Annotated in this window: 12 protein-coding genes; 9 read left to right on the top strand and 3 right to left on the bottom strand. The window is 62.5% G+C overall.

The features are described from left to right. The first annotated feature begins 47 nt into the window (after positions 1–47). The 3 genes from oppB (at position 48) to H1S03_RS09615 (ending at position 3,775) form a co-directional block, all read left to right on the top strand. Positions 48–965: an oligopeptide ABC transporter permease OppB gene (gene oppB, locus H1S03_RS09625; protein WP_185804246.1), complete on the top strand. Its 918-nt coding sequence runs from the start codon at positions 48–50 to the stop codon at positions 963–965. Continuing rightward, complete coding sequence (locus H1S03_RS09620; RefSeq protein WP_166187541.1) at positions 958–2,091, top strand: ABC transporter permease; 1,134 nt, start codon at positions 958–960, stop codon at positions 2,089–2,091. The genes oppB and H1S03_RS09620 overlap by 8 nt, the downstream gene beginning before the upstream one ends. A gap of 67 nt (positions 2,092–2,158) precedes the next feature. After that, complete coding sequence (locus H1S03_RS09615; protein WP_347339223.1) at positions 2,159–3,775, top strand: ABC transporter ATP-binding protein; 1,617 nt, start codon at positions 2,159–2,161, stop codon at positions 3,773–3,775. A gap of 72 nt (positions 3,776–3,847) precedes the next feature. On the opposite strand, the gene trpS is transcribed toward H1S03_RS09615, so the two are convergent. Then, the gene (gene trpS / locus H1S03_RS09610; protein ID WP_185804244.1) at positions 3,848–4,861 is read right to left on the bottom strand and encodes a tryptophan--tRNA ligase; all 1,014 of its coding nucleotides are present in this window, start codon (positions 4,859–4,861) and stop codon (positions 3,848–3,850) included. A 56-nt stretch (positions 4,862–4,917) separates the two neighbouring features. Here trpS and H1S03_RS09605 point away from each other — a divergent pair, with 56 nt between their 5' ends. Beyond that, positions 4,918–5,364 (top strand): YaiI/YqxD family protein, encoded by a 447-nt coding sequence (locus H1S03_RS09605; protein WP_185804243.1) that lies wholly within the window; start codon positions 4,918–4,920, stop codon positions 5,362–5,364. Here the strand turns inward: H1S03_RS09605 and H1S03_RS09600 are convergent. Next, positions 5,277–6,548 carry an MFS transporter gene (locus H1S03_RS09600; RefSeq protein ID WP_185804242.1) on the bottom strand — a complete coding sequence of 424 codons (1,272 nt, stop codon included), beginning with the start codon at positions 6,546–6,548 and terminating at the stop codon, positions 5,277–5,279. The genes H1S03_RS09605 and H1S03_RS09600 overlap by 88 nt on opposite strands. 165 nt (positions 6,549–6,713) lie before the next feature. Here H1S03_RS09600 and H1S03_RS09595 point away from each other — a divergent pair, with 165 nt between their 5' ends. Then, positions 6,714–6,923, top strand: coding sequence for a DUF1127 domain-containing protein (locus H1S03_RS09595; RefSeq protein WP_221892663.1), 210 nt, complete (start codon positions 6,714–6,716; stop codon positions 6,921–6,923). Positions 6,924–7,081: 158 nt separating this feature from the next. Further along, on the top strand, positions 7,082–7,300 hold the full coding sequence (locus H1S03_RS09590; RefSeq protein WP_185804241.1) for a YjiS-like domain-containing protein: 219 nt from the start codon (positions 7,082–7,084) through the stop codon (positions 7,298–7,300). Between the two features lie 144 nt (positions 7,301–7,444). Here H1S03_RS09590 and H1S03_RS09585 read toward each other — a convergent pair whose 3' ends face one another. Continuing rightward, a complete protein-coding gene (locus tag H1S03_RS09585) occupies positions 7,445–9,898 on the bottom strand; it encodes an ATP-dependent helicase (RefSeq protein WP_185804240.1) in 2,454 nt (817 codons plus the stop codon). A 562-nt stretch (positions 9,899–10,460) separates the two neighbouring features. On the opposite strand from H1S03_RS09585, the gene H1S03_RS09580 reads away from it, so the two are divergent. The 3 genes from H1S03_RS09580 (at position 10,461) to H1S03_RS09570 (ending at position 12,922) form a co-directional block, all read left to right on the top strand. Next, positions 10,461–11,615, top strand: coding sequence for an alpha-hydroxy acid oxidase (locus H1S03_RS09580; RefSeq protein ID WP_185804239.1), 1,155 nt, complete (start codon positions 10,461–10,463; stop codon positions 11,613–11,615). A 56-nt stretch (positions 11,616–11,671) separates the two neighbouring features. After that, positions 11,672–12,295 carry an SCO family protein gene (locus H1S03_RS09575; protein ID WP_166187525.1) on the top strand — a complete coding sequence of 208 codons (624 nt, stop codon included), beginning with the start codon at positions 11,672–11,674 and terminating at the stop codon, positions 12,293–12,295. Between the two features lie 69 nt (positions 12,296–12,364). Continuing rightward, positions 12,365–12,922, top strand: a complete 558-nt coding sequence (locus H1S03_RS09570) for an ActR/PrrA/RegA family redox response regulator transcription factor (RefSeq protein ID WP_166187522.1) — start codon at positions 12,365–12,367, stop codon at positions 12,920–12,922. Positions 12,923–13,138 lie beyond the last annotated feature (216 nt).

The following is a 13,138-nucleotide window of genomic DNA, read 5'->3' as shown; positions in this document are numbered from 1 at the left end:
GCCGTCCCCATGGCGGGGGCGGCGCATCACCTATCGGGCGTATTGACATGCTTTCATATGCGATCAGGCGTCTACTGGGCGCCATTCCAACCCTATTCTTCATCATCACTGCGGCGTTCTTCATGATGCGCCTGGCACCCGGCGGCCCCTTCGATCAGGAGCGCGCGCTGGAGGCGACGGTGATGGCCAACCTCAACGCGACCTTCGGTCTGGATGAGCCGTTGTGGAAGCAATACGTGATCTATCTGGGCAATCTGGTGCGGGGCGATATGGGGCCCAGCTTCGTGTACCGCGATCTAAAGGTACATCAGATCCTGGCCATCGGATTGCCGGTCTCGATCAAGCTGGGGGGCATGGCGCTGGCCCTGGCGATGCTGGTCGGCTCCGCGCTCGGCTCCATCGCGGCGCTGCGGCAGAACTCGGCGGTGGATTACGGGGTAATCGCGGTGGCGACCTTCGGCATCACCATCCCGAACTTCGTGGTGGCACCGGTGTTGCTGCTGGTTTTCGCGCTGTATTTCGACATTTTCCCCGCAGGCGGGCTGAACGGTTGGCAAAGCTACGTCTTGCCTGTGATCGCGCTGTCCCTGCCGCAGATCGCGGTTGTGGCGCGTCTGATCCGTGGCGCGATGATCGAGGCGCTGCGATCGGACCATGTGCGCACGGCGCGGGCCTATGGCCTGCCCACGCGGATGATCGTCATCAAGCACGCGCTGCGCGCCGCTTGCCTGCCCGCGATCAGTTATATGGGACCGGCAGCGGCGGCCCTGCTGACCGGGTCCATCGTTGTCGAGCAGATCTTCGGCATTCCGGGCATCGGACGCTACTTCGTGCAAGGCGCGCTGAACCGCGATTACACGTTGGTAATGGGCACTGTGATCGTGGTCGCGCTGTTCGTCGTGATCTTCAACCTGATCGTGGATTTGCTCTACGCCTTACTCGACCCGAGGGTTCGCTATGACTGATATGACGGAAGTGTCCGCCGGGATGGTGCCGGAGGTGAAGAGCCGCTCGCTGTGGCAGACAGCATTGATTCGCCTGCGCAAGAACGTGGCGGCGATGCTGTCGATCTTCGTGCTGGGCTTTCTGGGGCTGTGCGGGATCTTCGGCCCGATGATTGCGCCGCATGACTATGCCGAGGTTTATCCCGCCTATGTCAAGGTTCCCGCCTCGATCAGCGCCTATCCGCGCGCGGATGACGTGATCCCCGAGGCGCAGAGCGCCCTGCGCCGGGCGCGGCTGGATCTGGAACTGGTTGAGATGAACGGCGAGGTGCTGACCGTGATCGGCACGTCCGAGCGCGGCGTGGATGAGCGTGTGACGCGCTATCTGGACCGCTCCGACCTGTTCACCAACGCCCGCGTGGTGGAGGTTTCCGACGATGGCAACCGGATTGAGATGCAGGCCGATGTGGACCGGCTGTATTTCCTGTTCGGCACAGATGCCAACGGGCGCGATCTGTTCAGCCGTGTCCTGATCTCTCTGCGCGTGTCACTGGGGATCGGTCTGCTGGCGGCGGGGGTCGCGCTGGTGATCGGGGTGCTCTACGGTGCTACGGCGGGCTTTCTGGGCGGGCGGACCGACAACATGATGATGCGCGTGGTGGACGTGCTGTATTCGCTGCCCTTCATCTTCTTCGTGATCCTGCTGGTGGTGTTCTTCGGCCGGAACGTGGTGCTGATGTTCATCGCGGTGGGCTGTGTCGAATGGCTGGACATGGCGCGGATCGTGCGCGGGCAGACGCTGTCCCTGCGCCGTCGGGAATTCGTGCAGGCGGCGGAGGCACTGGGCGTCGGATCAGGCGCGATCCTGAAACGGCACATCATCCCCAACACGCTGGGCACCGTCATCATCTACATGACGCTGCTGATCCCCAAGGTAATCCTGCTGGAAAGCTTCCTGTCCTTCCTGGGGCTGGGTGTGCAGGAACCGCTGACCTCGCTGGGGGTGCTGATTTCCGAGGGGGCGAAGAACATGCAGAACGCGCCCGACATGCTGATCTTCCCGGCGCTGACGCTGACGATCCTGTTGTTCGCGCTGAATTTCCTGGGCGATGGCCTGCGCGATGCGCTCGATCCAAAGGATCGGTGATATGAATCCTGGCCGAAGGATCGGTGAGATGAACTCTGGCCGAAGGATCGGTGATATGGAGAGCAAAGTGACCCAACCTGTTTTGGAAATCGACGACATCCGGGTGACCTTCGACACGGCGGACGGGCCGGTGAACGCGGTGCGGGGCGTGTCCATGCATGTCATGGCGGGGGAAACCGTCGCCGTGGTGGGGGAGTCCGGTTCGGGCAAGTCGCAGATCATGATGGCGGCCATGGGGTTGCTGGCGGGCAATGGTCGGGCCGAGGGGGCGGTGCGCTATCGCGGAACCGACCTGCTGACGCTGGCGCCGCGCGCGCTCAACGACCTGCGCGGAGCCAAGATCACGATGATCTTTCAGGAGCCGATGACATCGCTCGATCCGCTGTACCGGATTGGTGATCAGTTGATTGAACCGTTGCGGGTGCACGGGGGGCTCAGCGTGAAGGCCGCGATGGCGCGGGCGCTGGAGCTGCTGAAACTGGTCCAGATCCCCAACCCCGAGGCGAAGCTGCGGGCCTATCCGCATGAGATGTCGGGCGGTCAGCGCCAGCGGGTGATGATCGCGATGGCTCTGGCCAATGACCCCGACCTGCTGATCGCGGATGAGCCGACAACGGCGCTGGATGTGACCATTCAGGCGGAGATCCTGGAACTGCTCGCGGAATTGCAGGCGCGGCTGGGCATGTCGATCCTGTTCATCACCCACGATCTGACCATCGTCGAGGCCTTCGCCGACCGGGTCTACGTGATGCGCAAGGGCCTGCTGGAGGAGGAAGGCCCGACGGAGGCGATCTTCGGCAATCCGCAGACGGATTATACCCGGATGCTGCTGGCGGCGGAGCCGGACGGAACCAAGGCCCCGGTGGCCGAGGGGGCCCCGGTGCTGCTGCAAGGCGACGATGTGCGCGTCACCTTCGGCACGCCTGCGGGCCTGTTCTCGAAGGATACGACCCTGACAGCCGTCGACGGTATCTCGCTGGCGCTACACAAGGGGCAGACGATCGGCGTGGTGGGCGAATCCGGGTCCGGCAAGTCCACGCTGGGCCGCGCCCTGCTGCAATTGCTGCCATCCGAGGGGCGGATCGTCTATCAGGGCGACCGCATTGACGGGTTGGACCGCGCCGGAATGCGCAAGTACCGCGACGAGCTGCAAATGGTGTTTCAGGACCCCTACGGCTCCCTCTCACCCCGCATGACGGTGGGGGAGATCGTTGCCGAGGGGTTGAGCGTGCATGAGCCAAACCTGACGCGCGATCTGCGCAACGCGAAGGTCTCGCAGGCGCTGAAGGATGTGGGGCTGGAGGAATCGTTCCGAAACCGCTTCCCACATGAATTTTCAGGCGGTCAGCGCCAGCGGATCGCCATCGCCCGCGCGGTGATCTTGCGCCCCGATGTGATCGTGCTGGACGAGCCGACATCCGCGCTGGATCGGTCCGTGCAAAAGCAGGTGATCGAACTGCTGCGTCGGATACAGGTGGAATACGGGTTGAGCTACATCTTCATCAGTCACGATCTGGCGGTGGTGCGCGCGCTTAGCGATTACGTGATGGTGATGAAGGAGGGCGTGGTGGTCGAGGAAGGCCCCACGGCGCAGATATTCGACACCCCGGCGACCGCCTATACACGCGATCTGATGCGCGCGGCCTTCGATCTGAAATCACTGTTGCTGGAGAAGGCAGGCTGAGGCTGGACAATCGGCGGAGGCGCATATCGCAAGATGCGCCTCCGGCGGGGATATTTGGCGAAAGTGAAACGCTCAGCGGACGAAGCCCACGATGTCGTAGGTCTGCGCGATGATCGGCTCGGCCATGGCGGCGGCACGCTCCGCCCCTTGGGACAACACGCGGTCGATCTCGGTTACATCGCCCATCAGGCGGGCCATTTCGGTGCTTATCGGCGCCAGCTTGTCAACGGCGAGGTCGGCGAGCGCGGGCTTGAAGCTGCCGAATTGTGAGCCGCCATGCTGCGCGATGACGTCTGCTGCGGTGATTTCGGCAAGGGCGGCGTAGATGTTCACCAGATTGCGGGCCTCGGGGCGGTCGGCCAGCCCCCCGACGGTTTCGGGCAGCGGCTCGGGGTCGGTCTTGGCCTTGCGAATCTTCTTGGCGATGGTGTCGGCATCGTCGGTCAGGTTGATGCGGCTGGCGTCGGAGGGGTCGGATTTCGACATCTTCTTGGTGCCGTCGCGCAGGGACATGACGCGGGTGGCCGCCCCCTCGATGATGGGCTGGGTCTCGGGGAAGAAGTCGACACCGTAATCGTGGTTGAACTTCGCCGCGATGTCGCGGGTCAGCTCAACGTGCTGCTTCTGATCCTCACCCACCGGCACATGCGTCGCATGGTAGAGCAGGATGTCGGCAGCCATCAGGGCTGGATAGGCGTAGAGGCCGAGGGAGGCTTTTTCGGCGTTCTTGCCGGCCTTGTCCTTGAACTGGGTCATCCGGTTCATCCAGCCCATGCGCGCGACGCAGTTGAACACCCAGGCAAGCTGGCTGTGCGCGGGCACCTGGCTTTGATTGAACAGGACGGATTTCGCCGGGTCCAGACCGCAGGCCAGATAGGCGGAGGCAAGCTCCCTCGTGGCGTGGCGCAGATCGGCGGGGTTTTGAAAGCTCGCGGTGATCGCGTGCTGATCGACGATGCAATAGATCGTCTCCATCCCGTCGTTCTGCATGGCGACGAAACGTTTCACCGCGCCCAGATAGTTGCCGAGCTGCAGGTGGTTGGTCGGCTGGATGCCGGAAAAAACGCGTGGGGTGAAGCTGGTCATCGATAAGCCCTCGGGATAGATCGGATGCGTTATCGCGTTTTGAGCAGGATTTGCCAATGCCCCTCTACATCGATGCGGATGCCTGCCCGGTCAAGGATGAGGCCAAGAAGGTCGCGCACCGCTACAAGCTGCGGGTTTTCGTGGTGTCCAATGGTGGCATCCGGCCCGATCCGCACCCGGATGTGCAGACCGTCGTGGTCGAGGCGGGACCGGATGTTGCCGATCAGTGGATCGCGGATCGCACGGGGCCGGGGGATATCTGCGTCACATCGGACATCCCCCTGGCCGACCGGATCATCAAGTCGGGGGCCGCTGCGATTCGCCCCGATGGCGAGGTCTTCACAGCAAGCTCCATCGGGCATCAGCTGGCCATGCGCGATCTGATGACCGATCTGCGGGCCGCGGATCCGTTTCGTCAAGGCGGGGGCAAGCCGTTCTCCAAATCGGACCGATCGCGGTTTCTGGACAGGCTGGATGCCCTGGCCCGCAAGGCCGTGCGGTAACGCAGCAATACCACGCCAAGGGCCGTCGCACTCAACAATGCGGCGATGACCAGCGCGGGCTTCAGGCCGAACGCATCCGCACCGGCCCCCAGTGCCAGCGCACCCAGAGCGGTCGCGCCTATGGCCGTTGTGGTCCACAGGCTCATCACCCGGCCGCGCATGTCGTCGTCGAGCCTGATCTGGATTGCGGATTGAATGCCAACCCCGACCTGCGTTCCCGCCGCGCCCAATCCTGCGGTGCACAGCAGGGCCAGCCACCAGTACGGCGCATGGGCCAGCGCGATCACCAACACGAGGGACGCCGCCGCCCCGATCAGGGACGCACGCGGCAGCCCGTCCGCCGGGGCGATGGGATGTCTGGCCAGACTGATGGAGGACACCATTGCCCCCAGCCCCGCAGCCGCCGTTAATTGCCCCAGCCCCGATGCCCCCCGTGCGAAGGCGCCATCAGCGATCACCGGCAGAATCTCCTGCACGCCGCGCGCGGACAGGGATGTGATCGCGGTGACCAGAATGCCCGTCAGGATCAATGGATCGGCACGGGTGTGCGCGATGCCGTCGCGGAAGCTCTCCAGAAATCCGAGCCTGTCCGTTGGCGAGCCGGATTTCGGGCGCGGCCGGATGATGTTCAGCGCAAACAGCAAGGGCACGAATGCGGCGGCGTTGACGATCAGAGCCGATCCGACGCCCATCGTGGCGATCAAGGTGCCCGCGATGAAGGGTCCCAGAAAGCGTGAGAGGTTGAAGTTGATCGAGATGATCGGCACGGCGGCCCCGATCGCCTCGATCGGGACCAGCCGGGGGGCCATGGCCATACGGATCGGGTGGTGCAAGGCCGTGACCAGCCCAATGGATACGGCGCAGACGGCCAGAACGGCCGCGCTGAGCAGGTCTGTGAAATAGGCGGTCATCAATGCCAAGCTTACGCCGAACAGCGCGGCCTGTGTGCCGATGGCGGCGCGGCGCACGTCGGTTCGGTCGGCGATCACACCCAGAAACGGGCCGAAGATCAATGTCGGCAGCATCATCAGAAAGGCCAGGATTCCGACGAAACTGGCGCTGTCGGTTAGCGACCAGCCGAGCCATGAGATGGTAATGCGTTGAATCCACACGCCATTCAGGCCGAAGAAATTGCCTATGACATATATGCGGAAATCGCGGTGTGTCAGTGCGGATGGGATCATCCCCCACACATATACCCCTTTGCCGTCAGAGCCATGCGAGACTTGCAAGGCGGCACGGCGTCAAAGCGCTTTGAATTGTTCGGGCACATGCACACTTATCGCGGTGCAGCACGAACGGAGCCGATCAATGGTGATAGGTGACCGGCATCAGAAAGGAGACCTGATATGGCTATGCTAGCACACGATACGAACCAAGGACGTGGACTGACGGCATGGATGCACGATCAGGCACAGAACTTCGCCCGGTGGCGGACATACCGTGATTCTGTTCGGCAATTGAGCCTGCGGAACGAGCATGAGCTCGAAGATCTCGGTATCGCGCGGGGTGAAATCCGCGATCTGGCGCGGCGTTCCACCTACGGAATGCGCGGGTGACGCTAGGTCATTAACGCCGTTCCTCAATTCACAGCCATGCATTTTGTGCATGGTGATGCGGATAGAACGACGATTGTGGAGAAAGCTGCGACCCATATATTGCACTGCAGCAACAGCATGGAGGCCACGGACGGCCTCAAACTTGAAGGACCGAAAAAATGGCATTTGTAACTGCAACCGACTTCAACACCGAAAACACTCTGATGGCGCGCATCACCGCATTTGCGGCGAAAAAGCGTGAGGCGTTTGCGGCCCACCGTATGTACCGCAAGACGGTAAATGAACTGTCCGCGTTGAGCGGCAGCGAACTGGCCGATCTGGGCCTGACGCGCGGGTCGATCCACGCCACCGCCCATCGGGCAGTCTACGGAAACTGATCGCTTTCCCTCGAAAGAGGGAGCCAACCCACGCTGCGCACGCGCAGCGTGAGGTTAACCTGAACGGCAGTGTGCACGCGGGTCCTCCCCCCGCTGGCCGCTGCCGTTCTTGTTTTTGGGGGCCGAACAGGCAGCATCTGCCGCCTAGAATGGAACGTCGTCCGCTGCCGTCAGATAGCTCGCCACGACTTTCTTCTGACCGGCCTTCTCGAACGCGATGGTCAGTTTGTCGCCCTCCAGCATTTCCACCGTGCCGTAGCCGAATTTCTGATGGAACACACGCTCACCCAATTCAAAGGCGGGGGTGGCGGTGACATCAATGGTCATGTTCCGCGCCTCGGCCGGGGTGCGAACCGCGCGACGGCTGGTGTTGCGCTGCATGCGCGCCCATCCGGGGGAGCTGTAGACATCGGCCTTCGCCGCCTTGTCCATCAGATCGCTGCCTTGCATGGCCTGTTCACGCGGGCTGGCTGTCGCCGCCGCGCCAAAACCGCCACCGTAAAGGCCCGGAGGCGTCAGGATGTCCACATGCTCCGCAGGCAATTCGTCGATGAAGCGTGAGGGCATGGCGCTGTTCCACTGGCCATAGGTCATGCGGTTCGCGACGAAGGAGATGGTGCAATGCCGCTCCGCCCGCGTGATCCCGACATAGGCCAGCCGGCGTTCCTCCTCCAACCCCTTCAGGCCGCTTTCGTCCATGGAGCGTTGCGAGGGGAACAGGCCGTCCTCCCATCCGGGCAGGAAGATCACCGGGAATTCCAGACCCTTGGCCGCGTGCAGGGTCATGATCGTGACCTTCTCCGCCGCGTCCTCCGTATCGTTGGACATGACGAGGGCGACATGTTCGAGGAACCCTTGCAGATTCTCGAACTCCTCCAGCGCGCGGACAAGTTCCTTGAGGTTTTCGAGACGGCCCGGTGCCTCGGGCGTCTTGTCGTTCTGCCAATGGGCGGTGTAGCCGGACTCGTCCAGAATCATCTGGGCAAGCTCGATATGGCTCAACGGCGTCTCCAACCCGGCGGGTCTGGCCACGATGGGTTCGTCCAGGTCGATCACGTCATCCGATTGCGGGCCGGGTTTGTCCGACCAGGCCATGATCGCGCGCCAGCGATCGAGGTTGCGGATCAGTTCGCCCAGTTTCTTGCCGCCCTTGCCCTTGATCGCGCCGTCAGCGACCACGGTTCGCGCCGCGTCCATCATCGAGACGCCGTTGTCGCGCGCGAAACCGTTAATGGTGGCCAGCGCCTTGTCCCCCAGACCGCGCTTGGGGGTGTTGATGATCCGCTCGAAGGCCAGATCGTCCTCCTCCGAGATCACGACGCGGAAATAGGCCATGGCGTCGCGGATTTCGAGCCGTTCGTAGAAGCGCGGCCCGCCGATGACGCGGTAGGGCATGCCGAGCGTCAGGAACCGATCCTCGAACGCGCGCATCTGGAACGAGGCCCGCACCAGAATCGCCTGACCGTTCAGCCCGATCGGGTCGAGACCGCGGGTGCCGCGCTGATAGCTTTCGATTTCCTCACCGATCCAGCGGGCTTCCTCATCCCCGTCCCAGTGACCGATCAGGCGGACCTTCTCACCGCCCTCGGCGGCGGTCCACAAGGTCTTGCCCAGCCGGTCGGCATTTGAGGCGATAACGCCGGAGGCCGCGGCGAGGATATGCTCGGTGGAGCGGTAATTCTGTTCCAGCCGGATCACGGTCGCGCCGGGGAAATCCTTCTCGAATTTCAGGATGTTGCCGACCTCTGCGCCGCGCCAGCCATAGATCGACTGATCGTCATCGCCCACACAGCAGATATTCTTGTGACCCTGCGCCAGCAACCGCAGCCAGAGGTACTGCGCGACGTTGGTGTCCTGATACTCATCCACCAGGATGTATTTGAACCAGCGCTGATACTTCGCCAGCACGTCGGGATATGTCTGGAAGATCGTCACGACATGCAGCAGCAAATCACCGAAATCGACTGCGTTCAGCGTGATGAGGCGTTTTTGATATTCCTCGTAAAGCTCCGCCCCGCGATGGTTGAACGCGCCCTGTTCCGAGGCCGGCAGCTTGTCCCACGTCCAGCCGCGGTTTTTCCACGTGTCGATGATGCCGGCCAGCATCCGGGGCGGCCAGCGTTTCTCATCTATATTATGTGCGCGCACGATCTGCTTGAGCAGGCGCAACTGGTCGTCCATGTCCAGAATCGTGAAGTTCGATTTCAGATCGACCAGTTCGGCATGGCGGCGCAACAAGCGATTGCACAGCGAATGGAAGGTGCCGAGCCACGGCATCCCCTCGATCACGCCGCCGACATGGCGCCCTACGCGAGTCTTCATCTCCCGCGCGGCCTTGTTGGTGAAGGTAACGGCGAGAATTTCGTTCGGCTGGGCGCGTCCGGTGTTCATCAGATGCGCGATGCGGGTGGTCAGCGCCTTCGTCTTGCCCGTGCCGGCACCGGCTAGCATCAGGACAGGCCCGTCCAGAGTCTCCACCGCCTGCCGCTGCGCAGGGTTCAGATCGTCGAGATAGGGTGCCGGGCGTGCGGCCATCGCCCGTGCGGACAGGCTCTCACGCTCAAAGCTTTCAAAGGGGTCGTCATCGAAATCGTTCATCTGCGAAATGTAGCGCGCCCCGTAGGAAAATTAAAGCGCCGTTCCTGTATCGTTCCGCTGGGTCGAGGCATGGGACATGCCAGGGCGGTACGGGGCAGCAATGCATCTCGAACCATTTGTAATGGCGTGGCATTCACAGGCGTCGGCGCCATTTCAGGTGCTGTCAGGCTTGAAGTGACGGGGGGCAGACATGGAAGCCTTCCGACTTCGTAACAATGTTTCAATACTGCGAAATATTGTGCATGGCTGCAGAAATATGATACTGTTCATGGCGGGATACACTACAGGGGGGAGAAGGGAATGGACAGAGATGCTACTCTGGGCCTTGGCTATCGTGTGGGTCGTCTTTTCGGCGGGCATTGGGTTTGCAGCGCGTCTGACCGGGCGTAGCTGGGTGCGCTTCAGCTTGCTTAGCTTGTTTTTAACTCCCTTTTTCGCAGGTTATTCACTGTGGCGGCGCAATAGATTGCATGGGCCGCGACGGTGGGTCGATTACAGTTGATCCTGTCGTTCCGGGCCTGCCGCGCTTGACGGAATTGTGGCTCCGGTGCTTTGTAACCGGATGAAAAATCTGGACGACAAGTTTCCCTCAATCAGCGATCTGGCAGCGGCCGCAAAGCGCAGGATACCCCATTTCGCATGGGAATATCTGGACAGCGGCACCACAGCGGATGCGGCGATGACGGCAAACCGGGCCGCGTTGGATCGGATCAGGCTGGTGCCGCGAGTCCTGAAGGGTGAGCTGGAGCCGGATCTGGGCACGACCCTGTTCGGCCAACGCTATGACGCGCCCATCGGCATGGCGCCGGTCGGCATGACCGGGGTGATGTGGCCGGGAGCGGAGCTGATGCTGGCCGATACCGCCCGGCGGGGCGGCGTGCCCTATTGCCTGTCCACCGTCGCCGCGAAAACGCCTGAGCAGGTCGGGCCCGTGGCAGGCGATATGGGGTGGTTCCAGCTCTACCCGCCCCGATCCCACGACCTGATGCGAGACGTGCTGTCGCGCGCATGGAACAGCGGGATGAAGGTTCTGGTGCTGACCGTCGATATTCCCAGGCCCAGCCGCAGGGAGCGTCAGCGCCGCGCCGGCTTGTCGATTCAGGCCGGGGTCAGTCGTCAGATGTTGAGCCATGTGGCGCGGCGTCCGGCCTGGGCCCTCGCGACGCTGCGTCATGGAAATGCCACGCTGGCGACCATCGCCAAATATGCCGGAACGCAGGATCTGGCGGGGGTGCGGAAGTATTTCGTCAACGAATTTTCGCACAATCCGTCCTTGGCCTATCTCGAAGCATTGCGCGCCGAATGGAAGGGCGCGCTGGTGGTGAAGGGCGTGCTCCACCCCGAGGACGCCCTGATTGCCGAAAGGGCAGGGGCCGACGCGGTGTGGCTGTCCAATCACGGGGGGCGGCAGTTTGACGCGGCTCCGGCGGCGATCACGGCCCTGCCGCCCGTTGTGCAGGCGCTGGGCGGGCGTCTTCCGGTGCTGTTTGACAGCGGCATCAGATATGGCGGCGACATCGCGCGCGCCATCGCGCTGGGCGCGGATTTTTGCTTTGCAGGAAGGCCTTTCCTGTATGGCGTCGCGGCGGCCGGGCAGGCGGGCGCCGATCAGGCACTGCATATTCTGACCGATGATTTGCGCAGTTCGATGGCGCAATTCGGGGCGCAGACATTGGCCGATCTGCGCCGGCCCGGTGCGATCCTCATGGAAGCTTGAGTGGCATCTGCCTCGCCCGACCTCTACACATCGTGCAAAACCGGATGGAGACAGAAATGACCCGCTTTGCCGCCTATGCCGCCGCTGCCGTCGTATTCCTCGGATTGGGGGTAACGGCCTTTGTCGCGCTGTGGCCGCGTGAGGGGCAGGATCGCTTCGCACAGTGCCGGGCCGGTGTGGTTACCGGCGGTGGCGGCTCCATCGGCGGACCGTTCTCCCTTATCTCGGAAACGGGCGAACGGGTCAGCGACGTGGACGTGATCGATCGGTTGAGCCTGGTTTATTTCGGATATTCCTACTGTCCGGATGTCTGCCCGGTGGATCTGTTTCGCAACGGTGAGGCCGTCTATGCGCTGGAGGAGCAGGGGATTGACGTCAAGCCGGTCTTCATCACCGTCGATCCAGAACGTGATACCGTACAGCAGATGTCGGAATATACCGACTTCATGCATCCCGATATGGTGGGCCTGACCGGACCGCGCGATGATATAGATGCCGCGATCGCCGCATATCGTGTCTATTCCAACCGGGTTGGCGACGATCCCGATGATTACCTGATGGACCATTCCTCCTACACCTATCTGATGGCGCCGGAGGAGGGTTTTCTGGATTTCTTCCCCAGTTCGACCTCGCCTGAGGAAATGGCGTCCAGAGTTGCCTGCTTCGCTTCGCAACTCTGATCGAATGATCCAATTGGCAGGTTCGTGCGTATACTTACCATACGCCAGATAACCGGAAGGAATTTCACTATGTCTGTCGCTACTGCCGAGCTTGACTTGGGTCCGGACCCGTCCCTGCTGTTGCTCGACGATGATGAGCCGTTCTTGCGGCGGCTGTCCCGGGCGATGGAAAAGCGCGGCTTCGACGTGCGTGAGGCAGGAAGCATTGCCGACGGACTGAATGCCGTGAAGGCTTCACCACCTGCCTACGCCGTGCTCGACCTGCGGCTCGACGATGGCAACGGGCTGGAGGTGGTCGAAGCCTTGAGAGAGGCGCGCCCGGACGCGCGGATCGTGGTCCTGACCGGCTATGGCGCGATCGCCACGGCCGTGGCCGCGGTCAAGATCGGGGCGACCGACTACCTGTCCAAACCGGCTGACGCCAACGATATCGTGTCTGCCTTGCTCGCCCGGCCCGAGGATAAACCCGCCCCGCCCGAAAATCCGATGAGCGCGGATCGCGTGCGCTGGGAACATATCCAGCGCGTGTACGAACTGTGCGATCGCAATGTCTCCGAGACCGCGCGGCGGTTGAACATGCACCGCCGGACCTTGCAGAGGATACTTGCGAAGCGGTCGCCCCGGTAATCTCCAACGATTATTTTGTGCGATGCTGCGGCATGCCCCAAGGTTAGGTAAAACGGTTGCGGGCCCGCTGCTTGTGACCGATGTGGCGCGTATCCACGGTCAACCGATCTGAGCATTCACGTTCGTCGATTATCCCCGCCCGTCCCGTCAATAGGACCTTTCGCATCTTGACCCCGCCGTGTGGAGCGGCACCTTGCCTCTCAAGCACGAGGAGGC

The organism is Pontivivens nitratireducens (assembly GCF_014235845.1).
GTDB classification, from domain to species: Bacteria; Pseudomonadota; Alphaproteobacteria; order Rhodobacterales; family Rhodobacteraceae; genus Pontivivens; species Pontivivens nitratireducens.
This window is presented reverse-complemented; position numbering and strand designations above follow the sequence as displayed.

What these genes read in the sequence shown, in the direction of transcription:
- H1S03_RS09590 (WP_185804241.1), top strand. Translation starts at nt 7,082, where the DNA reads ATGGCATTTGTAACTGCAACCGACTTCAACACCGAAAACACTCTGATG.
- oppB (WP_185804246.1), top strand. Translation starts at nt 48, where the DNA reads ATGCTTTCATATGCGATCAGGCGTCTACTGGGCGCCATTCCAACCCTA.
- H1S03_RS09620 (WP_166187541.1), top strand. Translation starts at nt 958, where the DNA reads ATGACTGATATGACGGAAGTGTCCGCCGGGATGGTGCCGGAGGTGAAG.
- H1S03_RS09585 (WP_185804240.1), bottom strand. Translation starts at nt 9,898, where the DNA reads ATGAACGATTTCGATGACGACCCCTTTGAAAGCTTTGAGCGTGAGAGC.
- H1S03_RS09600 (WP_185804242.1), bottom strand. Translation starts at nt 6,548, where the DNA reads ATGATCCCATCCGCACTGACACACCGCGATTTCCGCATATATGTCATA.
- H1S03_RS09575 (WP_166187525.1), top strand. Translation starts at nt 11,672, where the DNA reads ATGACCCGCTTTGCCGCCTATGCCGCCGCTGCCGTCGTATTCCTCGGA.
- H1S03_RS09580 (WP_185804239.1), top strand. Translation starts at nt 10,461, where the DNA reads ATGAAAAATCTGGACGACAAGTTTCCCTCAATCAGCGATCTGGCAGCG.
- H1S03_RS09595 (WP_221892663.1), top strand. Translation starts at nt 6,714, where the DNA reads ATGGCTATGCTAGCACACGATACGAACCAAGGACGTGGACTGACGGCA.
- H1S03_RS09605 (WP_185804243.1), top strand. Translation starts at nt 4,918, where the DNA reads ATGCCCCTCTACATCGATGCGGATGCCTGCCCGGTCAAGGATGAGGCC.
- trpS (WP_185804244.1), bottom strand. Translation starts at nt 4,861, where the DNA reads ATGACCAGCTTCACCCCACGCGTTTTTTCCGGCATCCAGCCGACCAAC.
- H1S03_RS09570 (WP_166187522.1), top strand. Translation starts at nt 12,365, where the DNA reads ATGTCTGTCGCTACTGCCGAGCTTGACTTGGGTCCGGACCCGTCCCTG.